At 71.8% G+C, this 24,722-nt stretch carries 21 protein-coding genes; 10 read left to right on the top strand and 11 right to left on the bottom strand.

Annotated elements, in window-relative coordinates:
- Positions 1 to 2: 2 nt before the first annotated feature.
- The 5 genes from ACR68M_RS13125 to ACR68M_RS13105 form a co-directional block, all read right to left on the bottom strand.
- Entirely contained in the window at positions 3 to 1,181 is a 1,179-nt protein-coding gene (locus tag ACR68M_RS13125) for a UbiD family decarboxylase domain-containing protein (RefSeq protein ID WP_441250650.1), read from the bottom strand.
- Positions 1,182 to 1,288: 107 nt separating this feature from the next.
- Positions 1,289 to 1,729: a hypothetical protein gene (locus tag ACR68M_RS13120; protein WP_441250649.1), complete on the bottom strand. Its 441-nt coding sequence runs from the start codon at positions 1,727 to 1,729 to the stop codon at positions 1,289 to 1,291.
- Between the two features lie 150 nt (positions 1,730 to 1,879).
- Positions 1,880 to 4,996: an N-acetylmuramoyl-L-alanine amidase gene (locus ACR68M_RS13115; protein WP_441250648.1), complete on the bottom strand. Its 3,117-nt coding sequence runs from the start codon at positions 4,994 to 4,996 to the stop codon at positions 1,880 to 1,882.
- 277 nt (positions 4,997 to 5,273) lie between these two features.
- Entirely contained in the window at positions 5,274 to 7,199 is a 1,926-nt protein-coding gene (gene murJ, locus ACR68M_RS13110; RefSeq protein WP_441250647.1) for a murein biosynthesis integral membrane protein MurJ, read from the bottom strand.
- A gap of 300 nt (positions 7,200 to 7,499) precedes the next feature.
- Positions 7,500 to 8,360: a phosphatase PAP2 family protein gene (locus tag ACR68M_RS13105; protein WP_441250646.1), complete on the bottom strand. Its 861-nt coding sequence runs from the start codon at positions 8,358 to 8,360 to the stop codon at positions 7,500 to 7,502.
- A gap of 382 nt (positions 8,361 to 8,742) precedes the next feature.
- Here ACR68M_RS13105 and ACR68M_RS13100 point away from each other — a divergent pair, with 382 nt between their 5' ends.
- Both ACR68M_RS13100 and ACR68M_RS13095 read left to right on the top strand, forming a co-directional pair.
- The gene (locus ACR68M_RS13100) at positions 8,743 to 9,714 is read left to right on the top strand and encodes a sigma-70 family RNA polymerase sigma factor (RefSeq protein ID WP_441250645.1); all 972 of its coding nucleotides are present in this window, start codon (positions 8,743 to 8,745) and stop codon (positions 9,712 to 9,714) included.
- A 142-nt stretch (positions 9,715 to 9,856) separates the two neighbouring features.
- The gene (locus ACR68M_RS13095) at positions 9,857 to 10,072 is read left to right on the top strand and encodes a hypothetical protein (protein ID WP_441250644.1); all 216 of its coding nucleotides are present in this window, start codon (positions 9,857 to 9,859) and stop codon (positions 10,070 to 10,072) included.
- A gap of 49 nt (positions 10,073 to 10,121) precedes the next feature.
- Here the strand turns inward: ACR68M_RS13095 and mscL are convergent, their stop codons facing one another.
- The 5 genes from mscL to ACR68M_RS13070 form a co-directional block, all read right to left on the bottom strand.
- Positions 10,122 to 10,538: a large conductance mechanosensitive channel protein MscL gene (gene mscL / locus ACR68M_RS13090; protein WP_441250643.1), complete on the bottom strand. Its 417-nt coding sequence runs from the start codon at positions 10,536 to 10,538 to the stop codon at positions 10,122 to 10,124.
- A 30-nt stretch (positions 10,539 to 10,568) separates the two neighbouring features.
- The gene (locus tag ACR68M_RS13085) at positions 10,569 to 10,943 is read right to left on the bottom strand and encodes a hypothetical protein (protein ID WP_441250642.1); all 375 of its coding nucleotides are present in this window, start codon (positions 10,941 to 10,943) and stop codon (positions 10,569 to 10,571) included.
- A gap of 258 nt (positions 10,944 to 11,201) precedes the next feature.
- A complete protein-coding gene (locus tag ACR68M_RS13080; RefSeq protein ID WP_441250641.1) occupies positions 11,202 to 11,531 on the bottom strand; it encodes an FmdB family zinc ribbon protein in 330 nt (109 codons plus the stop codon).
- 136 nt (positions 11,532 to 11,667) lie between these two features.
- Entirely contained in the window at positions 11,668 to 13,065 is a 1,398-nt protein-coding gene (locus ACR68M_RS13075) for an MFS transporter (protein ID WP_441250640.1), read from the bottom strand.
- 331 nt (positions 13,066 to 13,396) lie between these two features.
- Positions 13,397 to 14,857, bottom strand: a complete 1,461-nt coding sequence (locus ACR68M_RS13070; protein ID WP_441251601.1) for a potassium/proton antiporter — start codon at positions 14,855 to 14,857, stop codon at positions 13,397 to 13,399.
- 341 nt (positions 14,858 to 15,198) lie between these two features.
- Between ACR68M_RS13070 and ACR68M_RS13065 the strand changes: the two genes are divergently transcribed.
- Positions 15,199 to 17,925, top strand: a complete 2,727-nt coding sequence (locus ACR68M_RS13065; protein WP_441250639.1) for a penicillin acylase family protein — start codon at positions 15,199 to 15,201, stop codon at positions 17,923 to 17,925.
- Positions 17,926 to 17,956: 31 nt separating this feature from the next.
- Here the strand turns inward: ACR68M_RS13065 and ACR68M_RS13060 are convergent, their stop codons facing one another.
- A complete protein-coding gene (locus ACR68M_RS13060) occupies positions 17,957 to 18,532 on the bottom strand; it encodes a 5-formyltetrahydrofolate cyclo-ligase (RefSeq protein ID WP_441250638.1) in 576 nt (191 codons plus the stop codon).
- Between the two features lie 77 nt (positions 18,533 to 18,609).
- On the opposite strand from ACR68M_RS13060, the gene ACR68M_RS13055 reads away from it, so the two are divergent.
- The 7 genes from ACR68M_RS13055 to sepX all read left to right on the top strand — a co-directional run bounded on the left by ACR68M_RS13055 (position 18,610) and on the right by sepX (position 24,712).
- Positions 18,610 to 19,551, top strand: a complete 942-nt coding sequence (locus tag ACR68M_RS13055) for a GGDEF domain-containing protein (RefSeq protein WP_441250637.1) — start codon at positions 18,610 to 18,612, stop codon at positions 19,549 to 19,551.
- Between the two features lie 70 nt (positions 19,552 to 19,621).
- Complete coding sequence (gene galU / locus ACR68M_RS13050; RefSeq protein WP_441250636.1) at positions 19,622 to 20,542, top strand: UTP--glucose-1-phosphate uridylyltransferase GalU; 921 nt, start codon at positions 19,622 to 19,624, stop codon at positions 20,540 to 20,542.
- A gap of 26 nt (positions 20,543 to 20,568) precedes the next feature.
- A complete protein-coding gene (gene glp, locus ACR68M_RS13045) occupies positions 20,569 to 21,873 on the top strand; it encodes a molybdotransferase-like divisome protein Glp (protein WP_441250635.1) in 1,305 nt (434 codons plus the stop codon).
- 114 nt (positions 21,874 to 21,987) lie between these two features.
- A complete protein-coding gene (gene moaC, locus ACR68M_RS13040; protein WP_441251600.1) occupies positions 21,988 to 22,419 on the top strand; it encodes a cyclic pyranopterin monophosphate synthase MoaC in 432 nt (143 codons plus the stop codon).
- A complete protein-coding gene (locus tag ACR68M_RS13035; RefSeq protein WP_441250634.1) occupies positions 22,416 to 22,910 on the top strand; it encodes a MogA/MoaB family molybdenum cofactor biosynthesis protein in 495 nt (164 codons plus the stop codon). The genes moaC and ACR68M_RS13035 overlap by 4 nt, the downstream gene beginning before the upstream one ends.
- Positions 22,907 to 23,533 (top strand): GNAT family N-acetyltransferase, encoded by a 627-nt coding sequence (locus tag ACR68M_RS13030; RefSeq protein ID WP_441251599.1) that lies wholly within the window; start codon positions 22,907 to 22,909, stop codon positions 23,531 to 23,533. The genes ACR68M_RS13035 and ACR68M_RS13030 overlap by 4 nt, the downstream gene beginning before the upstream one ends.
- Positions 23,534 to 23,683: 150 nt before the next feature.
- Positions 23,684 to 24,712, top strand: a complete 1,029-nt coding sequence (sepX, locus tag ACR68M_RS13025; RefSeq protein ID WP_441250633.1) for a divisome protein SepX/GlpR — start codon at positions 23,684 to 23,686, stop codon at positions 24,710 to 24,712.
- Positions 24,713 to 24,722 lie beyond the last annotated feature (10 nt).

Genomic DNA, 24,722 nt, shown 5'->3' with positions numbered 1-24,722 from the left:
TGTCAGGCGTGGGCGCGGGTGCGGGCCAGCAGGTCGTGCAGGCGCCCCGCCCAGTCGGCGGTGTCGGGTGGGCGGGATGCCGGGGTGGTGGCGTCGACGACGACGTGCTCCGCGTCCGTCGCCAGGGCTCGCATGACCTGGGGGAGATCGAAGGGGTCGACGGTCTCGTCGACGACGATCACCAGCCCGTGGCCGGTGACCCGGGCGGCGACCTCCTTGGGCAGTGTCTGGTGGCGGCGGGCGACCGCGACCACCGCCAACCGGCCTTCCCCGTACAGCGCGTTGACCGCCCGGACCTCGGGGAACTCGGCCCTCAGCTGTCGGCCGAGGCGCCCGCAGGCGGCCGGGCCGGTCAGGTGGCCGAGCTCGGTGCCGGGCGGTCCGATGCGGAGCGATTCGGTGATGGGCCCGGCCCGGTGCGAGATGCGGTCGACGCGGACTGCGGGTGACCTGCTGCCGCCCGCACGGGCCTCGATCACACCTTCCAGCACGATCTCGCTGCCCCAGGGCACGTCCAGCCCGGTGAGCGGGGCCGCGGCGACCGGGCAGGGTGCGCCGCGCAGGGCCCCGGCCAGTTCGTAGCCCTGGTCGCAGGCGGCGGCGACGGTGACCATCGGGTCGTTGCCGAGCGTGATCGCGACGGGCACGTCCGAGCTGTGCCCGTCCGAGCCGTGCACGGGCCGGTCGAGGCTGAGCCGGTTGCGGGACCTGACGGTGAAGCGGGCCAGGCTGAGTCTCGTACCGTCGACCGTGACGAAGGCCCGCTCGGTGGACGGGACTTCGTCCAGCCGGAGCAGCGGCAGCACCAGCCCGAGGTCGACCTCCGGGCCCGCGGAGGTGTAGTCGTCCCAGGGCGGGTCGGCGCGGCGTTCGACGGGTACGGGCGCGCTCTCCCAGCGGCGGGTGAACTCTGCGACCTGTGACCGGACGGGGGTGGTGGCGGGCAGGCCCAGCGCGACCGCGTGGTTGGCCCAGGACCGGTGCAGGCCCACGGCGAGCTGGGCGTCGCCGAGTCCGCGCAGGTTGTCGAAGTAGAGGCCGGGCGCCCGATCGCCGAGTGCGGCTGCGGCTGCGGTGGCGGCTTCGAGATCGCACTCGGGGTCGATCTCGTCGGTGACGTGCAGGAGTTGCTGTTCGAGGTCGAGAACGTCGAGGTAGGCACGGAGGTCGTCGTAGGGCACGGGCGGCGCCTTTCTCCGAGGGCGGGCGGTGGCGCGGGCGACACCTACGATCACACCACGGCGCGGGTGGTATGCCCGGGATGCGGCGCGGGGGGTGTCGGGCGCGCTCAGCGCACGATGCGTGCCAGCCACGGCGTCAGCTGCGTCCGCAGGACGGGCTCCCGGTACGTCGGCTCGCCGGGCACGGTGACGACCAGGGTGGTCGACGGCGGGAAGGCCCGGGTCCGCACGTGGGCGAGGCCGGACCAGAGGGCGGCCAGGAAGGCGGGCACGGAGTCGCGCAGCACGTCGAACTCGATGCCGTCCACCGTGACCCGCGCCTCGTCATGGCTGAACAGGCAGACCTCGACCGCCGGTTGACCGCCCAGCTCGACGAGCGCCTCGTGCGAGAAGAAGCCGTCCGCGCCCCGCGCCGACCCGGCCGTCGGCCCTGCTGTCAGCCCGGCCGAGGTCCGGTCGTCCCCGATCTCCTCGGTGACGCGGACCTCCCGGCCGTACCGGTGGGCCGTCTCGCGGACGGCGGTGAGGACGCTCTGGGTGCTGCGCACGGGGGTGGGGCTCCTGGGGCTCGAGAAACCGGCATGGTCTAGACATCTTCTCCGGCGAGAAGGAGCCTGGCCACCTACGCGCGCGGCCCGGCCCCCGCCGTAGCGGGAGCCGGGCCCTCGGCTGTTACTGCTGCTCGGCGGTGCCGGCGGTCAGCCGGTGTAGTAGCCGGTGATGTCGGCGACGAGGTCGACGGCGCCGAACTTGTTGTACAGGTCGACCTTGCCGTTGGCCCCGACGGGGACGACGACCAGGTTCGGGATGACCTGCCCGGCGGTGAAGTTGAGGTTGGAGGCGGTGGGCAGCGAGGTGCCGTCCGGGTAGACCGTGACGAAGCCGCCGGCCGTCGGGGCGACGGCGGTGACGTTCAGGACGACGGCCTTCACGCCGGAGGTGGGCAGCCCGGCCCGGCCGGAGACCTGGAGCGCGACGTTGGAGCCCGGACCGACCTTGGCCTTGGCAGCGCCGACGCCGAGGCGGGTGTCGAGCAGCCGGGACGGGCCCGCGCTGGTGAACTTCGACGCGCCGCCCGGGGTGTAGTAGCCGGTGATGTCCGCGACGAGGTCGACGGCGCCGAACTTGTTGTACAGGTCGACCTTGCCGTTGGTGATCGGGACGATCACCAGGTTCGGGATGGTCTGCCCGGCGCTGAAGTTGAGGTTGGAGACCGTCGGCATGTTCGCGCCGTTCGGGTAGACCGTGACGAAGCTGCCGGCCGTCGGGCCGGTCGCCGTCACGTTCAGCACCACGCCGGTGGCGTCGGCGGGCACCCCGGCGTTGCCGGAGACCTGGAGCGTCACCCTGCTGTCGGCACCGACCTTGGCCTTGGGCGCGCCCTGGCCGAGGCGGGTGTCGAGCAGCCGGGTCGGCGTCGTGGTGGTGAACTTCGACGCGCCGCCCGGGGTGTAGTAGCCGGTGATGTCGGCGATCAGGTCGACGGCGCCGAACTTGTTGTAGAAGTTGACCTTGCCGTTCACGACCGGGACGACGACCAGGTTCGGGATGGTCTGCCCGGCGGTGAAGTTGAGGTTCGAGGCCAGCGGCCGGGGCTGCCCGTTCGGGTAGACCGTCACGAAGCTCCCGGCGGACGGCGACACGGCCGTCACGTTCAGGATCACCGAGGTGGCGTCGGACGGCACCCCGGTGCCGGCACCGGCGACCGGGAGCGTGATGGTGCTGTCCGCGCCGACCTTCGCCTGGTGGATGCCGGTGCCGATGCCGTACCGGGTGTCCATCACCCGGGCCGGGCCGAACGGCGTGTAACCGCTCGGGGCGGGCGTCACGGCCGTCACCACGTCGACGTCGGTCGACTTCAGGAAGGCCAGCCGGTGCCCGTAGCGGATCGGGTAGTACTTGTCGTTGCCGATCACCAGCACCTGCGGGTTGCCGTCGTAGTACAGGTCACCGGCCACCGGGCTGTCACTGGCCGCGACGTACCGCTGCCCGGCCGGGACGGTCGAGTTGAGCGGGATCGGGTTGTGGAGTGCCGGGTCATAGACGCCCGGGTACTTGCCGTACGCCGCGACCTCGGGGTACGACCGGCCGTAGACCGGGATGCTGCTCGCGCCCGCGCGCGGCGTCAGCACGGTCTGGTTCTGCCGGTTGTCGGCGGCGGCGCTCTGGCCGTTCGGGTTGTAGAACCAGCCCTTGACGCCGTCGTACCAGATCGCCGTCCAGTCACCCTGCTGGTCGGCCACCACGTAGCTCGCGCCGGCCACGGCCTTCGCGCGGACGTCGGAGGCGTAGGTCTGGCCGCCGTTGATCAGCGGAGCGTTGTTGTCCGGGGAGGTCCGCAGGTAGACGAAGTTCTCCGGACGGCCCGAAACACCGTCCACGGGCGGCTGGTTGGTCGAGTCGAAGGCCGGGGCGATGGTGACCTTGCCGCCGACCAGCAGCGAGCCGCCGATGTTGGCGCGGATCGGCGCACCGAGCAGGTCCATGTAGTGCGACCAGTCCCAGAACGTGCCCGGGTCCCAGTGCATCGAGATCGGCTTGCCCGCGCTGTCCAGCTCGGTCGGCTTGGGCACGTCGTCGTGGCCGATGATGTGCTGGCGGTCGAGCGGGATGTCGAACCTGCCCGCGAGGTAACGCGTCAGGGTCGCCGAGGACTGGTACAGCTGCTCGGAGTACCAGGTCGGGTTGCCCTTGCTGTCCGAGCCGATGGCGTAGCCCTCGTGCTCGATCCCGATGCTGTGCATGTTGAACGTCTTGTTGCCCGCGTGCCAGGCGACGTCCTTGGTGTTCACCAGCTGGGCGACGTGACCGTCGCCCGAGCGGACGATGTAGTGCGCGCTGGTGTTGCCCGAGGTCTGGAAGGTCTTCACGGCACCGTCGTACGAGCCCTCGGTGTCGTGGATGACGATGTACTGGATCGCGTCCTGGTCGGCCGGACGGTTCGCGGTGCTGTAGTTGTCCGAGGAGGCGGGCTTCGCCTCGCAGCCGAGCGTCGGCGGGCACTCGACGTTGCCCGGGGCGACGGCGCGCGAGGAGAGCTGCGGCCTGTCCACGACACTGCTGTCGGCGGCCAGCGTGACGGTCTGCCCGTCGGCGGTGGTGCGGGCCTCACCGGAACGGATCGTCCCGAGCACCCGGTCGGCGAAGGCGCTGCCGCCGCTCGCGGCGTCGTACTGGCTGAACGCCACCAGCGCGTCGTACCAGTCGCCCGGCGTCGCCGAGAGCGACTTGCCCGCCGCCTTCTGGTACTTCGCCAGCAGGGCGGCGCCGCCCCGGACGCTCTGGGCGGTGTCGGTCCGCAGCTGGTCGGCGGGCTTGCCGATCAGCTTGGCGGCGGCGTCCAGGGTGTGGAAGGCGGGGCTGTCAGGGGTCGTGACGGGTGCAGGCGCCGCCTTGGCCGGGGTGCCGTCACCACGACCGTCGGTCTCGGCCCCGGACGACGTCAGCGAGGCGACGTCGACCTGCGTCAGGCCCATCACGTTGTAGTTGCCCGTGGTGCTGGGCGAACCCTGGTGGGACTCCCAACGGGTCTGCTGGTACGACAGCGCCAGCAACACGCTCGCCGGGACGTGGAACTCACCGGCGGCGGCGGCGAACTGCCGCTGCAGGGCGTCCGAACCGGCGGCCGCGGCGGCGGGAGTCGTCGCGGCGGTGGACAGCAGGGCGAAGCCGGTGGCGGAGGCCGCGATGGCGGCGGTGACCGCGAGCGGCAGGCGGAGCCGGTTCTTGCGACGGTGGGTGCTGCGACGGTCGGTACTGCCGGGCACGGCGTGGTTCGGGTCGCTGGTGGGAGCGGCCCCCTGTATGGAAGTCAACGGAGTCTGCAGACCCTTCCCCTGTGGACCGGCGCAGGTGGCCGGCTCCTTGTGCTGGTGGCCTTCGGGGGCACTCGGCGCGCCTGTGGGGCCGCGGCCGGTGCCGATCACTCGGGAGGACGTCGGGGACGCTAACACCTACACGTGACGGCACCGCATACGGGGGCGTACTGAAGGGTCACGGCTCTGTCACGGGGCCGCAGGGCCGCGGGGCCGCGGGGCCTGGCGTGCGGCGGCGTGGGCTGCGACCGGGGGGCTACCGGGGGGCTACCGGGGGCTACCGGCGGTGCTTGCCGCTGTTGGCCGCAGCGGGGGCGGGGTAGGGGATGCGCAGCTTGCGGGCCAGCGGAGCGACGGACGCCCCGGCCCCGAGCGGGCGGGCCAGCAGGAAGAGCGAGGCCAGCACGGTGAGCGAACCGAGCCCGAGCCCGATCAGGTTGCCTATCAGGCCACCCCCGAGAGCACTCGCGCACCCGGACGCGATCCAGTGCCCGGCGAGCGCCCCCGGCACACAGGCCAGCGCGATCGCCAGGTGCAGCGTCACCACCTGGCCCCCGTCCAGCCCGCTCCGAGCGGGGCCGCGCCGCAGCCCGAGCATGACCGTCGCCTCGGGGTTGTACGCCGCTGCCGCACCGGCGGGAGGCGGGGCCTGCCGCAGTCGGCGCCCGAGCGCCCAGCCGGTGAGCACGATGCTGACCACGCAGGCCACGGTCTGTGCCCCGGCCATCCCGACGATGATCCACCGCACCGGCAGCAGCCAGTACGCGACGCAGGACAACCCGGCGTTGGTCAGCGTGGTGGCGACGGTCAGCCAGAACGGCGTCCGGGCGTCACCCATCGCGTAGAAGCCCCGGGCCAGCGCGTACTGCGCGCAGAACGCCGGGAGGCCGATCGCGAACGCCATCAGGGTCTGCGCGATGACCTGGACCTTGTCCGGGGTCATCCCGCCGTAGAGGTAGGCGACGGAGCAGATCTGCTCCGCCAGCGCGACCAGCAGCACGGCGGCCGGGACGATCATCCCGGCGGAGGAGCGGAGCATGCCCGCGAGGTCGGAGCCGACCGCCGTCAGGTCACGGGCGGCGGCCGAGCGGGACATCCGGGGGAGCAGCGCGGTGACCAGCGAGATGGTGATGACACCCTGCGGGACGACGAAGAGCTGGTAGGCGTAGTTGTAGGCGGCGTTGCCGACACCGGGCAGGCCCAGCGCCTCGCCGTGCTTCCCGGCGCTGGTGCTGAGCCGGGTGATCACGGCGAACGAGAGCTGAGTGACGATGACCAGCAGCAGTGCCCACCCGGCCGCGCGGAGCGGCTTCGTCAGGCCGGAGCCGCGCCAGTCGAAGCGCGGTCTCCAACGGAACTTCGCCGCCCGCAGCGACGGCAGCAGACCGAGCGCCTGGATGACGATGCCCAGGGTGCTGCCAAGGCCCAGCAGCATCGTCTGGCCGGAGGTCATCTGCTCGGCCTTGGTCGCCTCGCCGCCGATCACCATGTAGAGGCCGAAGACGCCGATGGCCACCACGTTGTTGAGGACCGGAGTCCACATCATCGCGCCGAACCGGTCACGCGAGTTGAGCACCTGGCCGAGCAGGGTGAAGACGCCGTAGAAGAAGATCTGCGGCAGGCACCAGCGGGCGAAGGCGATCGTCAGATCACGCTGGGCGCCGGTGTAGTTCGAGTAGAGGTCGACGATGGCGGGGGCGGCGAGCCAGGCCCCGACGGTCAGGACGACCAGCATGACGCCGCAGATCGTCAGCAGCCGGTCGGTGTAGGCGACGCCGCCGTCCTTGTGGGTCTGCGCGGCCTGCACCAGCTCGGGGACGAACACCGAGGCGAGCGCACCGCCGATCAGCATCATGTAGACGATGTTGGGCAGCGAGTTGCCGACGTTGAACGCGTCGCCGATCGGCCCGGTGGTCAGCGCGGCGACGATCATCGCGCTGCGCACGAAGCCCAGCGCCCGGGAGGCCAGCGAACCGAGCGCCATGATCAGGCCGCTGCGGGCGGTCGACGCGGGGGCAGTGGGCTGCTCCTGCGGCTTGCGCGGCGTGGGCACGGCACCAGCCGGACCGGCCGGAGGGTGAGTGGGCTGGGGTGCGTGGCCGGGCTGCGGCGGGACGCCGGGCATGGCGGGGATCGGCCGCAAGGGCATGGTGGGCGGGTCGCCGTACGAGCCGTGTGGCTCGCCCGTCGTGTTCATGGTCATCGGACCCCCGTCACTCGGTGCCTGGGCGGTGGAGCTGCGGGCCCTCCACACCGGGGTGAGCGCGGGTGCACCCAGCCGGAGAAGTCTGCCTCACCTCGGCACTCGTTGGGGAGGCAGGTGTCGTGTGCCGGAGATCTCGGCCAGCTGGTCAGGAGCACGACAGATCGGTGCGAGAGGGTCAAAGTCGGGGCTAATGCCCGAATTTGGTGCGTTTTTAAACTGTGTCTGTACGTACCTTCTCCGCATGTCCGCCACTTGGTCACCCCGACTCGGGGCCGCACGGAGGGCGTGTGACCTTTGTCACTGGCCGTCAGGAAAGGCGTCCGAGTCCGGCTCGGAGTCGGTCTCGGAGTCGGGGTCGGCATTGCGGTCGGGGTCGCCCGCTCGTCCACCGGCCAGGACGCGCTGCACGCGCGGTCTGGTTCGCCAGTTGACCCGCCGGACGTCCCGGGCGAGGGCGCCGGGGCGCCAGAGCTCGATCACCACGGTGATGCCGCCCAGTACGAGCCCGGCCGTGAGCCAGCCGGCCAGGACGTCGGTCGGCCAGTGGACGCCCAGCGCGACTCGCGTCCAGCCGACCGCGAAGGTGGCCAGCCCGGCGGCCGTGCAGGCGGCCGCCCGGCCCGCCCGATTGGCCTGCGGCCAGACCAGGATGACCAGCGCGGCGCAGGTCACGGCGGCGGCCAGGGCGTGCCCGGACGGGAAGGAGCTCTCGGATGCCTGCGCGACCGGGTCGGTGAACACCGGGCGGGGTCGGCCGACGGCGGCCTTGCCCGCGGCGCCGGCCAGCCAGCCGATCAGCAGTAGGACCGCGGCCCAGCTCGCGAGGAAGCGTGCGCCGACCGACCACAGCCAGACGGCGGCCAGGCCGAGCAGGACGCGCATGGTGAGCGGCCCGCCGATGTCGGTCAGGGTCTGCATCGAGGCCGTCCACGCGGTGTGGTTCCGCGCGAAGTGGTGCAGCCCGTTCACCCAGCTCTGGTCGAGCCGGGCCAGCGGCCCCCAGTGGCTCGTCACCAGGCCCAGCAGCAACCCGAGCAGGGCGGCGCAGCTCAGCGCGACGACGGCGTACCGGAGGGTGCGGCGGTGGACGGCGGACTCGGCCTCGGCGCCGGGTGGGACGCCGGGGTCGGTGCGGGTGCCGTCGGTGGACAGGTGCATGGCTGACACCTTCCCAGTGGGAGTGGTGGAACCGGCGCCGAGCGGATAGCGATTTGGCATCTTTTGTGGGTAGACGCTGCGGATGGCCGGTGTTGTTCGCCTGTCCGTAGCGGGAGCACGCAGTGACACTCCAGGTCGCCGCCCCGTCACGCTCGGTCGATGAGCCGGGAGAAATTCCGCAGGATACTGCATCGAACGAGGAATCTGGCCAAGTTGGGAATGTTGTCCGATTTCTGTGCGTTGGATCGTTACGTGTGAGCCTCTCTGAGGCCCGCATCTCTGTTGCCCCGGCTGGCCCCGGCCGGGTGGAGAGCGGAGAGAGAAAGCGGACGGACAGGGGCGGACAAGCAGGAAGACCGGTACCAGCAGTAAGGGAGCAAGCATGGCCACTCGTGCCGTCGTTCGCGAAAGGGCCGACCGGACTCGCTCGGCTCGCCCGACCAACTACGAGGCCGACCGCGACCTTGTCGGCATGTACCTCGACGAGATCGCCAGGACACCCCTGCTCGACGCCGCCGAGGAGGTCGAGCTGTCCCTGCGCATCGAGGCCGGCGTCTACGCCCAGCACCTGCTGGAGCAAGGCACCCTCCCGAAGGGCGTGAAACGCGAGGAGCTCGAGGTCATAGCCGAGGACGCCGAGCGCGCCAAGGACGTGTTCATCCGCTCCAATCTCCGGTTGGTGGTTGCGGTGGCCCGGCGCTACCCGCGGAGCGGGCTACCGCTGCTCGACCTCATCCAGGAGGGCAACGCCGGTCTGGTCCGCGCGGTCGAGAAGTTCGACTACGCGAAGGGGTTCAAGTTCTCCACGTACGCGACGTGGTGGATCCGGCAGGCGATCACGCGGTCGATCGCCGATCAGTCCCGGACGATCCGGCTGCCCGTCCATCTGGTCGAGGAGCTCGGGCGTATCCGGCGCGTGCAGCGTGAGAAGGCGAAGGAACTGGGCCGGGAGGCGGACCCGGCGGAGGTGGCGGCCGAGCTCGACTCCACCGAGCAGCGGGTCAAGGACGTACTGGACTGGGCACGTGACCCGGTCAGTCTGAACATGTCGGTCGACGACGAGGGCGAGACCCAGTTCGGAGACCTCGTGGAGGACACCGGTGCGACCTCCCCGGAGGATGCCGTGATGGTCATGCTCCGCCGTGAGGAGCTGGACGACCTGATCGGCCGGCTGGACGACCGGACGGCCTCGATCATCCGGTCCCGGTACGGGATGGAGGACGGCCGCGAGCGCACCCTCACCGAGGTCGGCAAGCAGCACGGCCTGACGCGTGAGCGGATTCGGCAGATCGAGAAGCACGCCTTGGCGGAGCTGAAGAAGATCGCGGACCACTCCGGCTTCGAGGCGGCCTGAGCAGGATGCACCAGCAGTAGCAGGAGTAGTGGATGGTGGACCCCGGTACGGCCTCTCCGGCCGTGGCCGGGGTCCATCGTCGTGCGGCCTACGCTTGAGTCGTTGGTGGCGGGCGGCAGGACAGAGCAGAGGAGCCGGTCGGATGGGCGAGCAGCAGGAGCAGCGGCCGGAGCAGCAGGAGCCGCAGCAGGACGGTCAGGACGTGCCGCGGAAGGCGAAGCTGGTCTTCAGCGACCCGCTGGACCGCCAGAGCAGTGACGACACCGATGGTGGCTGGGGCGAGAGCTCCGCCTCGGGGAGCGGTGGCGGGCGTGGGCTGGACTGGTACCTGAGTCAGCGGCCGCCGCACCACGGGTAGTGAGGCGGCCGGTTACGGGGAAGCCGGCGGGGGAGCCGGGGGAGCGGGCTCAGCCCTGGCGGACCAGCGCGTCGCGGATCTCGGTGAGCAGGACGACCTCCTGGGCCTCGGCCTCTGCCGAGGCCTGCTCGACCGTCTTGTGGTTGGCCATGTAGCGCTTCATGGGGACGATCAGGGCGAAGTAGACGACGGCGGCCGTGATGACGAACTGCAGGACGGCACTCAGCACGGAGCCCCAGAGGATGAAGACGCCACTGGTGACGTGGCCGGTCTCGTCCATGGCGCAGGGGCCCTTGATGCACGAGGAGTACGAGGCGAGATCCTCGCTGCCGAACAGCCCGACGATGGGGTCGATGACACCTTTCACGAAGGCGTTGACGATGTTGGTGAATGCCGCGCCGATGACGACGGCGACGGCGAGGTCGATGACATTGCCGCGGAGCAGGAATTCCTTGAAGCCCTTCATGCCGCGCAGAACGACGATCGACCGACAAGGTCACGGGTGAATCCGGCGGCGCGTGGTTGACGCCCCCTGAGGTTGGGGCGGCGCCCCGCTCTGCCGGGCAGCCGGCGCTGGACCGGCGGCTGCTGGACCGGCCATCGCCGGGCCAGCCACCACCGCCGGTGGCGGCCCGACGCGCAGCGGCCCGGCGGTGAGCGTGGTGGAGGCGGCCAGCAGCCCGGCCACCACCACCCCGGGCCGGTGCCGGACGGCCTGTCGGAGCCGGTGCCGCCCACCCGACCCACGCCGGATCGGCGCGAACACGGGCACCGTACGCCTGGGCGGCACGGAGGGGGCGGCGGTGGGCACGGGGGCCCAGGCGGGGCGGGAGGAGTAGGGGAGGAGCAGGGGCTCCAGCTGAGAGGTCATGGCTGTGGCACCGCCTCTGATCGGATCACGCGAGCCCGGTCGGCCTCGCGTGATCCAGAGTGCGCCGCCGACGGAAGACGCGGAATCCCCATCCCCATACCTGTGGATAACCCCGGGGTGTGGATAACTCGCATCCCCCACACGGGCTAACCGCCGCCCTCCCAGGCCCCCGTGTGCCGCTGTGCCGCCGGGCCGCCCGGAGAACGCCAGAAGGCCCGGCACCGATCCACGGTGCCGGGCCCCTGCGGAGCGCGTACGTCAGCTCGCGGAGCTGGAGCCCGAGCCGGAGCCCGAGCTGCTCGACGAGGACGAGGACGACGAAGCCGAGGCCGCCGCCGGAGCGGCGGACGGAGAGGAGGAGGACGACGAGGAGGACCCCGACGACGATCCGCTCACCGAGCTGGTCGAGGAGGAGCGGCTGTCGGTCCGGTAGAAGCCCGAGCCCTTGAACACCACACCCACCGCCGAGAAGACCTTCCGGAGCTTCCCCTGGCATGCGGGGCACGTGGTCAGCGCGTCGTCGGTGAACTTCTGCACCGCCTCAAGGCCGCTGCCACACTCGGTGCACTGGTACTGGTACGTGGGCACTTGGCTTCCTCCTGCACTTCCCCCTGGCACTCTCGCCTGATGAGTGCTAACGACGGTCAATGATGCGGCATTCCGCTGGATCAGTCCAGCGCCCCAGGTGTGAGATAGCCCGAAGGCGCTAGGACGACAGAACACTTCAGCCCTTCGAAGCTCCGACCAACTGCCCGGTAACAGGCGCAGCGACGGTCACCGCTACAGGCGCCGCAACAGGCGCCGCAACAGGCGCCGCAACAGGCGCCGCAACAGTCACAGCAACAGGCGCCGCGCTGCGCGCCACCGTGCGGCTGGCGGTGGTCGGCGGCACGAGCAGGCGCCGCAGCGCGACCAGGGCGGCCAGCCCGAGGCCGGCCCCGGCGACCGGCATCACGAACCCGGCCGAGGCGCCGTGGCCGTCGATCAGCTGCCCGGCGGCGGTGGAACCGGCGGCCAGGCCGAGCCCGATGGCGCCCGTCAGCCAGGTGAAGGCCTCGGTCTTGGCGCCGTCCGCGACGAGCGACTCGACCAGGGTGTACCCGGTGATCAGCGTCGGCGCGATGGCGAGGCCGCAGATCAGCCCGGCGACGGCGAGGGAGGTGAGGTTGGGCATCGCCCAGAGCGTCGAGCAGCCGAGCACCAGCAGCGCGTAGCTGCCGAGCATCCGCTGCCGGGCCGGGCGCCGCCAGGCGACCATGCCGTAGAGCGCCCCGGCCAGCATGCTGCCGCCCGCGAAGATGCCGTAGACGATGCCGCTGACGCCCGGCTGGCCGGCCGCCTTCGCGAAGGCGGTGACGGAGACCTGCATGGCGCCGAAGACGGTGCCGACGCCGAGGAAGGAGCCGGCCAGCAGCCGGACACCGGGCGAGGAGAGGGCCGAGACGCGCTCCGCACCGGGCACCAGGGGGTGCCGGGCGGGGGCGGTGCGGCGCTGGGCCGCGAAGGCGAGCCCGCCGACGACGGTCAGCGTGGCCTCGGCGATCAGCCCGGCGGAGGGGTTGACGGCGGTCGCGATGGCGGTGGCGAGCACCGGACCGATGACGAAGGTGAACTCGTCGGTGACGGACTCGAAGGCGAAGGCGGTGTTCAGCTTCTGCGGCGAGCCCTCAGCACCGGACGACTGGGCGCCCGACAGCTTGGCGACCCAGCGGGAGCGCACCATCGCGCCGATCTGCGGCACGGAGGCCCCGGCGGGGGCGGCGGCCAGGAAGAGCGTCCAGACCGGGGCGTGGCCGACGGCCAGCGCGATCAGGGCGCCGACCGAGACGGCGTGCACGGCGACGCTGGGCAGCAGGACGGCGGACTGGCCGTACCGGTCGGCGAGCCGCCCGGTCTGCGGCCCGACGAACGCCTGGGCCACGGCGGAGACCGCCGCGACGGCACCGGCGGTGCCGTACGAGCCGTGGGTGTCGAAGACCAGTAGCACGATGCCCAGGCTGAGCATGGCGTAGGGGAGGCGCGCGGCGAAGGCGGGGAGCAGGAACGTCCATGCTCCGGGGGTGCGCAGCAGCGCACCGTAGCCGACTCGTGCGGGGGTCTCGACCGTTCGGGGGGCCGTCACGGTCGGTCCTTCCTGCTGCCTGGTAGCGCGGAAGGGGTATGGGTGACCCCGACGGCGCCGAGAGTCGTCCTCTCGCGCGTCGACCGGGGTGATACCGGGTCCGGCTGGTCGTTCCCGGGTTACGGGGACCAGAGGGCAGAAGGTGCTGCGGACCGCGGCCGCCGAGCGGTCGCGCCAACTCTGCTTCAGGCAGATGTAGCGGGTGTTCAGGTTGTTACTGAAGCTTGTGCTCTCATACTACGCGCCGAGCCCGACAATCACCCGCGAACACAAGGTGAACGTCGCGGAAAACACACGACCTGAAGGCCCGGCCCGCACGCCCCCTCGCCCCTCACCCCCGCCCGTGCAGCCACCCCGCGAGCTTGCCGCCCTGGTCGACCGCGCGCAGCCGTCGTTCGGCCGCCTCGCTGACCTCGTCGGTGGTGACGACGAGGAGTTCGTCGCCGGCCCGCAGCACGGTCGCCTTGTCGGGGACGAAGCTGGCGCCCTCGCGCACCACGAGGGTGACGGCGGCCCCGGCGGGCAGCCGGAGTTCGCTGACCTCGACGCCGGACATCCGGGAGGCGGGGGAGAGTGCGACGGAGAGCAGCTGGCCGTGCAGGCGCTCCAGCGGTGCGGATTCGATGCCGAGATCCTGGCCCATCGAGCCGTCGCCGATCCGCAGCCAGCGGGCGACGAGCGGCAGCGTCGGGCCCTGGAGCAGGGTGAAGACGACGACCAGGATGAAGACGATGTTGAAGACTTCCTGGGCCTGCGGGATGTCGGAGACCAGCGGGATGGTCGCGAGCACGATGGGGACGGCGCCGCGCAGCCCGGCCCAGCTCAGCAGGGCCTGCTCGCGCCAGGGCAGCCGGAAGGGCGTCATGGTGAGCAGTACGGAGACCGGGCGGGCGAAGAAGACCAGCACGGCGCCGATGACGAGCGCGGGCACGATCGCCGAGCCCATGGTGTCGGGGTTGCAGAGCAGGCCGAGCACGACGAACATGCCGATCTGCCCGATCCAGGCGAGCCCGTCGGCGAAGCCGCGGACGGCGGGGCCGTGCGGCAGTTTGGCGTTGCCCAGCAGCACCGAGGCGATGTAGACGGCGAGGAAGCCGGAGCCGTGCAGGAGGGCGCCGCCCGCGTAGGCGAGCAGGGCGAGCGACAGCACGGCGATGGGGTAGAGGCCGGAGGAGGGCAGCGCGACGCGCTTCACGGCGTACGCGCCGAGCTTGCCGACGGCGTAACCGACGGCCAGGCCGATCGCCAGCTCGGCGATGATCGTGCCGACCAGGACGTACCAGGAGTCGAGCGGGCCGGTGGTGGCGAAGGCGACCACCAGGATGACGACGGGTGCGTCGTTGAAGCCGGATTCGGCCTCCAGCAGACCGGTCAGCCGGGGTGGCAGCGGCACCAGGCGCAGGACGGAGAAGACGGCTGCGGCGTCGGTCGAGGAGACGATGGCGCCGAGCAGCAGGGAGACCCGCCAGTCGAAGCCGCCGAGCCAGTGCGCCCCGGCGGCGGTGATGAAGACGCTGGCGGCGACGCCGAGGGTGGCGAGGACGGTCGCGGCCGGGATCACCGGCTTGATCGCCTTGAGGCTGGTCTTGAGTCCGCCCTCGGCGAGGATGACGACCAGGGCGGCGTAGCCGAGCACCTGCGTCAGCTCGGCGTTGTTGAAGGTGATGCCGAGGCCGTTCTGGCCGAGCGCGACGCCGATCCCGAGGTAGATGAGCAGGCTGGGAAGGCCTGAGCGGGTCGCGAAGCGCACCGCGACCACCGCGACCAGCAGGATCACGGAGAACTCGAGCATGAAGCGGTTCAGGTGGTCGACGGTCACGCAGTGGCACCTCGGCGTCAAAAGGGCGGGCGGCGGGGTGGATCTCAGAAGTAAAGGTCTCGGGGGCAAAGGTCTCAGGAGCTGGGCGGATCTCAGAAGCCTGAGGGCGGCCCCCTGTTCGTTACTCAGTCTAACATTTTACCTGTTCTTTTATGAAGCTCCGACGGTCAACCGGCCGCCGACCACCGCTCAGCAAGGCCCGGTAGGGTCCAACAGATCCAACCGTGGACGTCCCCCGTGCATGTCCGCTACCTGAGTCGCCCTAATGTGGTGACCTGTCACGGCCGTCGACCCCCAGCCAAGGACTCAGCCAGATGCCCCGCTCGAAGAAGTTCCGGCGCGCCCGTCTGTTCGTGATCGTGCTGGCCGTCCTGCTGGTGGCAGGCGTGGCCGGCGGCGGGTACTGGGCCGTGGCCACCGTCCGGGCCTCCTACCCGGACGTCTCGGGCAGCGTCCATGTCGCCGGGATGTCGGCGCCGGTCGACGTCAAGCGGGACGCCCAGGGCATCCCGCAGCTGTACGCCGACACCTCCGAGGACCTCTTCCGCGCCCAGGGGTACGTGCAGGCGCAGGACCGGTTCTGGGAGATGGACGTCCGACGGCACATCACCTCCGGTCGGCTGTCCGAGATGTTCGGCTCCGGGCAGGTCGAGACCGACTCCTTCCTGCGCACCATGGGCTGGCGCAAGGTCGCGCAGGAGGAGTACGACAGCAAGCTCTCCGCCGACACCAAGAAGTACCTCCAGGCCTACACGGACGGCGTGAACGCCTGGCTCGGCGAGCACCCCGGCGGCTCCTCCGCCTCGGTGGAGTACGCGATGCTCGGCGCCGTCAACGGCTCGTACAAGCCCGAGCAGTGGAGCCCGGTCGACTCGGTGGCGTGGCTGAAGGCGATGGCCTGGAGCCTCTCCGGCAACCTGCAGGAGGAGATCGACCGCTCGCTGCTGGCCCAGGACTTCACCCCGGACAAGATCGCCCAGCTCTACCCGGACTACCCCTACGCCCGTAACGGCACCATCGTGAAGACCGGCAAGGTCGGTGCGGGCGAGGTCTACCAGCCCGCCGACGGCTCCACCGCCCCGGCCGCCGCAACCCAGGCCGCCGCAGCGCAGGGCCGGGCCGCCACCAAGTCGCTGCTCCAGGGCCTGACCGACCAGATCTCCGCGATGCCGCAGCTGCTGGGGCCGCAGGGCCAGGGCATCGGCTCCAACTCCTGGGTGGTCTCCGGCAAGCACACCACCACCGGCAAGCCGCTGCTCGCCAACGACCCGCACCTCGGGCCGGAGATGCCCTCGGTCTGGTACCAGATGGGCCTGCACTGCCGGAAGACCGGCCCGGCCTGCGGCTACGACACCAGCGGCTTCACCTTCGCGGGCATGCCCGGTGTCGTGATCGGCCACAACCAGCACATCGCCTGGGGCTTCACCAACCTCGGCGCCGACGTCACCGACCTCTACCTGGAGAAGGTCACCGGCCCGGACACCTACCTCAAGGACGGGCAGGACAAGAAGTTCGAGACCCGCAAGGAGACCATCAAGGTCGCCGGCGGCGAGGACCGCACCATCACCGTCCGCACCACCGACAACGGCCCGCTGATCTCCGACCAGCGCACCGAGCAGCAGGACATCGGCAAGTACGCCCCGGTCGGCAACGCCGCCCCCGACCGCGCCTCCGGCTACGGCGTCGCGCTCAAGTGGACGGCCCTGCAGGCCGGTACCACCATGGACGCGGTCTTCAAGCTCGACCGCGCCGCCGACTGGGCCGGCTTCCAGGACGCCGCTGCCGCCTTCGCCGTCCCCGCGCAGAACCTGATCTACGCCGACACCAGCGGCAATATCGGCTACCAGGCCCCCGGCACCATCCCCGTCCGGGGCAAGGGCGACGGCCGCTACCCCGCCCCCGGCTGGGACTCGTCGTACGACTGGAAGAGCACCATCCCCTTCAAGTCGCTGCCCTACAGCTACAACCCGGACAGCGGCTACATCGTGACGGCCAACCAGGCCGTGGTCGACCCGAGCTACAAGTACCTGCTCACCAACGACTGGGAGTACGGCACCCGGGCCAAGGAGATCACCGACCAGATCACCGGCCGTCTCAAGAACGACGGCAAGATCTCGCCGGACGACATGCAGCAGATGCAGCTCGACAACACCAGCGTGATGGCGCAGACCCTGGTGCCGATGCTGCTCAAGGTCCCCGTCAGCGACCCGTACGTGCGCGAGGCGCAGGACCTGCTCAAGGACTGGAACTACCACCAGGACGCCTCCTCGGCCGCCGCCGCCTACTACAACGGCGTCTGGCGCCAGCTGCTCACCCTCGCCTTCGGCCAGAAGTTCCCCGCCGACCTGCGGGCCAAGGGCGACTGCCTGCTCGTCCGCACCAAGCGCGACAACACGCTGCCCGACGATGCGCTCAACAACAGCGTGACCGGCACCGAGTGCGGCACCCGCGACGCGTCCAAGGCCCAGCCGGACGGCGGTGACCGCTGGACGGAGGCCGTCCGGGGGCTGCTCAGCCAGCCGGAGAACGGTTGGTGGGACTACATCGACTCGGACCACCGCCCGCAGAAGGGCATGGCCAACCTGCTCGGCGAGGCGATGAAGGACGCGCGCCAGGACCTCACCTCCCGGCTCGGCAAGGACATCTCCACCTGGAGCTGGGGCCGCCTGCACACCCTCACGCTCAAGGAGCCGACCCTCGGCACCGACGACTCCTCGATCGCCTCCGGCCTGGTGCACAAGCTCCTCAACCGGGGCCCGTACCAGCTCTCCGGCGGCTCGGCGGCCGTCGACGCCTCGGGGTGGAACGCCGCCGCCGGGTACCAGGTCGACTGGGTGCCCTCGATGCGGATGGTCGTCGACCTCAGCAACTTCGACGCCTCCCACTGGATCAACGTCGGTGGCGCCTCCGGCCACGCCTTCCACCCCAACTACAACGACCAGACCGCCCTCTGGGCCCGAGGTGAGCTCCTGCCCTGGGCGTACTCCCCGGACAAGGTCGAGCAGGCCGCCAAGGACAAGCTGGTCCTGACGGCCGGCTGACGACCGCCGGCTGAGGTGCCGGCCCCGGGCGTCAACCGATCCGGTGCACCCCGTCAGGCGTCACGACGGCGTGCACCGGCAGGTCGTGCGCCTCCGCCGGCACCTCCTCCAGGTACTCGTGCGCGTACAGCAGCGTGACCAGCCGGGGCGTGACCCCGGCCCGCTCCAGCCGGGCGAGGACGCGGTCGTACGAGCCGCCGCCCCGGCCCAGCCGCAGGCCCCGCCGGTCGACGGCCAGGCCGGGCAGCAGCACCAGCGCCGCCTCGCAGACCGCCGCCACCCCCAGCCGCTCGCCGACCGGCTCCAGCAGGCCGCGCCCGGCGGGGGCGAGCCGCTCGTGGCCCTCGTACGCGGCCCAGTCGAGGTCGTTGTCGGGCAGCAGGACGGGCAGCAGCACCCGCACCCCCCGGGCCCGCAGTGCGTCCAGCAGCGGGCGGGTGCCCGGTTCGGCGCCGACCGAGACGTACGCGGCGCAGGTGCTGCCCGGCTCGGCGAGCCCGACGGCGTGCTCGGCGAGCCCGGCGGCGGCGGTTTCACGCCATTCGGGGGGAAGTGCCCGGCGCTCCGTCAGCAGGCGTGACCTCAACTCGGCCTTCTCGTTGTGCAATGGATGCTCCTCAGTTCGCTCTCGGTTCGTCGGACGGCCCGCCCACAGGGGCGAGCCTGACACGCGGAAGGCACCGGATGTCCAGCCCGCTCCTGGTCCAGGCCCTGGCCGTGCTCAGCGCCCCCGCGCTGGCCGCCGCCGCCGTCGCCGGGCTGCGCGGGCGGCGGGCCACCGCAGGGGCCGAGCAGCGGGAGGCCGGGCTGCGCGAGCGGCTCGCCGCCCTGGAGGCCGAGTGCGCCGCGCTCCAGCGCACCGCCTCCTGCGACCCGCTGACCGGCGTCTGGAACCACCGCCACCTGCAGCTCACCCTCGACCGCGAGGTCGAGCGGACGCGCCGGGCCGAGCCCGGCGAGGAGCCGAGGCTCGCGCTGCTGATGCTGGAGATCGCCGGGTTCGAGGCGATCGTCGCGGAGCACGGGCGCGGCCGCGCCGGGGCGGTGCTGCGGGATCTCGCCCAGCGGCTCAGCGTCGAGATCCGCCGCACCGACACCCTCGCCCGGTACGGCGGTGAGGAGTTCCTGATCGTGCTGCCCGACACCGATCTCGCGGGCGCGGTGCACGTCGCCGAGCGGCTCTGCTGGACGGTCCGCAGGCACCGGCTGCTCGACTGGTCGCCCGTCGCACCCCAGCCCGGCCTGCCGGCCGGTGACAACGGCCTGACGGCGGCCGTCGGCATCGCCTGCCTGCCCGGCGACGGCGCCCACGCCGCCCTGCTGCTGCGCGCCGCCGACCAGGCCCTGGCCCGCGCCCGCGCGGCGGGCGGCGACCGTTGGCACGCGGGCGAGCCCGAGCACGCGACCGCTGCCGACCTGCCCGAGGCGGCGGCCCGTACCGGCGGCCACCTGGCAGCTCGACCGGACGGCTACGAATCGGCCCGCGGGGCAGTGGCGCAGGGGGTGGCAGAAGGGTCCGAAATCCCCGGTAATCTGTCGCTCTGTACCGGAGGGGCCTCCCACAACCCGGCCGGTGCCGCCCATATCGCTTCCGCTGTGACCGCTGCGCGCGACGGGGTCTCCTGACCGGCCGGGATTAACCGCCGGTTCACCCCGATCTCGGCTCAACGGTACCGAGCCTTAGTAAGGTCTCCGCATGACGCAGACGAACGCTCGCATCCCTGTCACCAAGGCCGTCGTGCCCGCCGCCGGCTTGGGCACCCGCTTCCTCCCGGCCACCAAGGCGACGCCCAAGGAGATGCTGCCGGTCGTCGACAAGCCCGCCATCCAGTACGTGGTCGAAGAGGCCGCCGCCGCCGGGCTCTCCGACATACTGATGGTCACCGGCCGCAACAAGCGCGCGCTGGAGGACCACTTCGACCGCGCGTACGAGCTGGAGGAGCTGCTCGCCCGCAAGGGCGACCAGGACAAGCTGCGCCGCGTCCAGGAGTCCGTCTCCCTGGCCAACATGCACTACGTCCGCCAGGGCGACCCCAAGGGCCTCGGCCACGCCGTCTCGGTCGCCGAGCAGCACGTCGCCGGCCAGCCCTTCGCCGTCCTGCTCGGCGACGACCTGATCGACCCGCGTGACCCGCTGCTGGCCCGGATGATCGAGGTGCAGCAGGAGCTCGGCGGCTCGGTCGTCGCCCTCATGGAGGTCGACCCCTCGCAGATCCACCTCTACGGCTGCGCCGCGGTCAAGCCGAACGGCCTCGGCGAGGACGTCTTCCGGATCACCGACCTGGTCGAGAAGCCGGACACGGCCGACGCGCCGTCCAACTACGCGGTGATCGGCCGTTACATCCTCGACCCGGCCGTCTTCGACGTGCTGCGCGAGACCAAGCCCGGCCGGGGCGGCGAGATCCAGCTGACCGACGCCCTGCGCGAGTTGGCCGCCCGCGACGAGACCGGCGGCGGCCCGGTGCACGGCGTGCTCTTCAAGGGCCGCCGTTATGACACGGGCGACCGCGCGGACTACCTTCGCGCTATCGTCCGTCTGGCCTGCGAGCGCGACGACCTGGGCCCGGACTTCCGGTCCTGGCTCAAGGAGTTCGTCGCCACCGAGATGCAGGGCTGACACTTCCAGGAAGCGAGCGTGAGGCGATGACCGGGTCCACCCAGAGCAGCTGCTGCACGGAGGACGAGGGCCCGGTCCCCCGCATGTGGACGGTCGGCGAGCACCTCGCCGACGTCCTCGCGGCCGTCGCCCCGCTGCCCGCCATCGAGCTCCAACTGCTCGACGCCCAGGGCTGCCGCCTCGACGAGGACGTGGTCGCCACCGGCGACCTGCCGCCCTTCGACAACAGCTCGATGGACGGGTACGCCCTCCGCACCGCCGACACCACCGGCGCCGACGAGCGCTACCCCTCGGTGCTCACCGTCGTCGGTGACATCGCGGCGGGGGCGGGCGAACTGCCCAAGGTCGGCCCTGGCCAGGCCGCCCGGATCATGACCGGCGCCCCGATGCCGCCCGGCGCCGAGGCCGTCGCCCCGGTCGAGTGGACGGACGGTGGCACCGGCAGCGGCAAGGCCGCCGACAGCATGGGCGCGCCCGTCGAGGGCGAGGAGGTCCGCGTCCTGCGGCCGGTCGCCCAGGGCGCCCACATCCGCCGCCGGGGCAGCGACATCACCGCCGGGGCCGAGGTGCTCGGCGCCGGTACGGTGCTCGGTCCGGCCCAGCTCGGCCTGCTCGCCGCGATCGGCCGCGGCACCGTCCGGGTCCGCCCCCGCCCGCGCGTCGTGGTGCTCTCCACCGGCAGCGAGCTCGTCCAGCCGGGTGACCCGATCGGCCCCGGCCAGATCTCCGACTCCAACAGCTTCACCCTCACCGCCGCCGCCCGGGACGCCGGAGCCATCGCCTACCGCGTCGGCGGCGTCCCCGACGACGCGGCCGTGCTGCGCGCCGTCCTGGAGGACCAGCTCGGCCGGGCCGACCTGATCGTCACCAGCGGCGGTGTCAGCGTCGGCGCGTACGACGTGGTGAAGGAAGTCTTCGACTCGTACGGGAACGTCGACTTCCGGCGTCTGAGGATGCAGCCCGGCAAGCCGCAGGGCTTCGGCCGGATCGGCGGCGTGCCGCTGCTCGCGCTGCCGGGCAACCCGGTCAGCTCGTACATCTCCTTCGAGCTGTTCGTCCGCCCGGTGATCCGCACCATGCTCGGCGCCCCCGACATCCACCGGCCGGTGGTCCGGGCGGTCTGCCGCGCCGCGCTGCGCTCCCCAGCGGGCCGCCGCCAGTTCCTGCGCGGCTGGTACTCCTCATCGGACGGTGAGGTCACGCCGATCGGCGGCGAGGGTTCGCACCTGGTCGGGGCACTCGCGAAGGCGAACTGTCTGATCGTCGTACCGGAGGACGAGACCGACGTGGCGGCCGACAGCACCGTGGATGTGGTCCTTCTCACGGCCTGACCGGCCCGGGGAGGTACGGTAGCGCGGTATTCGGACCGTACCCCCTGGAGTTACCCCGTGACCGCACCCACCGGCGACCGCCTGACCCACGTCGACGACACCGGCGCCGCCCGCATGGTCGACGTCTCCGAGAAGGCCACCACCGTCCGCACGGCGGTGGCCGCCGGACGGGTGCGGGTCGCGCCGCGCGTCGTCGAACTCCTGCGCGGCGAGGGCGTCCCCAAGGGCGACGCCCTCGCCGTCGCCCGGATCGCCGGGATCATGGGCGCCAAGAAGACCCCGGAGCTCATCCCGCTCTGCCACCCGATCGCCATCTCCGGCGTCAAGGTCGAGCTCACCGTCACCGACGAGGCCGTCGAGATCACCGCGACGGTGAAGACGGCCGACCGCACCGGCGTCGAGATGGAGGCCCTGACAGCCGTCGCCGTCGCCGGGCTCACCGTCATCGACATGGTCAAGGCTGTCGACAAGGCCGCCTCGATCGAGGACGTCCGCGTCCTCACCAAGACCGGCGGCAAGAGCGGCGACTGGCAGCGTGAGGCATGAGAGCCCTCGCCGTCACCGTCTCCAACCGCGCCTCGGCCGGCATCTACGAGGACAAGGGCGGCCCGCTGCTGGTCGCGAGCCTGCGCGGGATGGGCTTCGACACCGACGGCCCGCAGGTCGTCCCGGACGGTGAACCCGTCGAGGCGGCCCTGCGCGCGGCCGTCGCCGCCGGGTACGACGTCGTCCTCACCACCGGCGGCACCGGCATCTCGCCGATGGACCTCACCCCGGAGATGACCGCCCGGGTGATCGACCGCCAGATCCCCGGCATCGCCGAGTCGATCCGCGCCTACGGCCGGGAGAAGGTGCCCACCTCGGCCCTCTCCCGAGGCCTGGCCGGCCTCGCCGGACGCACCGTGATCGTCAACCTCCCCGGCTCCACGGGCGGCGTCAAGGACGGACTCGCGGTGCTGACGCCGCTTCTCGCCCACGCCGTCGACCAGCTCGCCGGCGGCGACCACCCCCGGCCCGCCGCAGGGGGTGGGAGCTGAACGCCGGCTGGCAGGTCGAGCTGCACGAGGGCGACGTCACGCTGCGCCCGATCCGGGCCCGTGACCAGCGGGACTGGCAGGAGGTCAGCCGCCGCAACCGGGAGTGGCTGCGCCGCTGGGAGGCCACCGTGCCGCCCACCCTGCCCGGCCGCGACACGGGCACCCGCCCGACCTACCGGCAGATGACCCGCTACCTGCGCGCCGAGGCGGCGGCCGGGCGGATGCTGCCCTTCGTCCTGCTGCACCAGGGCCGGCTGATCGGCCAGCTCACCGTCGGCGGGATCACCTGGGGCTCGATGTGCTCCGCCAACGTCGGCTACTGGGTCGACGAGGAGGTCGCCGGCCGGGGCATCATGCCGACGGCGGTGGCGCTCGCGGTCGACTACTGCTTCGCGGTGCTCGGCCTGCACCGGATCGAGGTCTGCATCCGGCCGGAGAACATCCCGAGCCGTCGGGTGGTGGAGAAACTCGGCTTCCGCGATGAGGGAATGCGGCCGCGCTATCTGCACATCGACGGCGACTGGCGCGACCATCTCGTCTACGCGCTGACGGTCGAGGAGGTGCCCGAGGGCATGCTGGCCCGCTGGCGGGCGGTCAGTGCGCGTGGCCCGTACGGGAATTGAATATTTGTTCGAATTAGATATCGATATGGCATCGCCACCCTCGCGAGTGGTCACAAATACCGGCAAAATAGTCGGAGAATCAGCTTGATCGCCCGACACGCCGTGCCAAATTGCTGCCAGGGCTTCCCCTGCGCCCGTACCGTGTGAAACGTGAGCAGTAGCGGCCTTATCTACGCGGTCATCGTAGGGGCCTGGGCTGCCTATCTGGTGCCGATGTGGCTCCGCAGGCAGGACGAGCTCAACGAGGCACGTCCGACGGAACGCTTCAGTACCGCGATCCGCCTGCTGGCAGGCCGCTCGGCCATGGAGCGGCGGGCAACCAGGGCCCTTGGCGACGAACCCAACGACGAATCCAGCGACGAATCCAGCGACGAACCCAGCCCGGAGTCCCGCCCCGATGCCCCTTCGGGCGCGACCGACGACGCCCCGGCCCCCGTGGCCCCGGCGGCCGAGCACCCCGTGGCCCACGGCGCGTCCGACCCGCAGCGTGAGCGGCGCGCCCGGCTGCTGGCCCGCCGGCGGCGGATGGTCACCACGCTGTTCGTGGCCTTCGCGATCGGCGCCGTCGTCGCGGCCGTGGCCGGCCTCGCCTTCCTCTGGGTGCCCGCCCTCCCGGCGGCCCTCCTCACCCTCTACATCGGCCACCTCCGGCGGCTCGAACGCCAGCGGTACGAGGTCAAGCTCGACCGCACCCGCGCCGCCCAGGCGGCCGAGCGCCTGCGCGACCGCGAGCGGGCCCGCAGCACGGCCCCGACGGACCGTCAGGAGCCCGCCCGGCGCCCCGCCCACGACGCCGTCCACGCCACCGACCCCGGCCGCCCCCACCTCCGCCTCGCCACCGCCCCGGACGACCAGCCCGAGACGGCCGCCGCAGCCCTCGCCGAAGCGACCGACCACGAGGAGTGGGTCGACGACCTCCGCGAGCGCCACGCCCCCGGCCCCGACTCCTGGGAGCCCGTCCCCGTGCCCCTCCCCACCTACGTCACCGCCCCCGTGGCCCCCCGCGTCACCCGAGGCCTCGACCTCAACGCCCGCGACACCTGGGACTCCGGCCGCACCACCGACCCCCGCAACACCCCGCTCTTCGACCAGTACGCGGACCCCGCCGCCTCCGCAGCCCCCGCCGCCTCCCGGGTCGACGACGACTACGCCACCCGCCTCCGCGCGGCCAACGAGTAGCGCACCACCC

Origin of the sequence: Kitasatospora sp. McL0602 (assembly GCF_052076145.1) — a bacterium.
GTDB lineage: Bacteria > Actinomycetota > Actinomycetes > Streptomycetales > Streptomycetaceae > Kitasatospora.
Note: the sequence above shows the minus strand (reverse complement) of the source record. Positions and strands in the feature narration are given on the sequence as shown.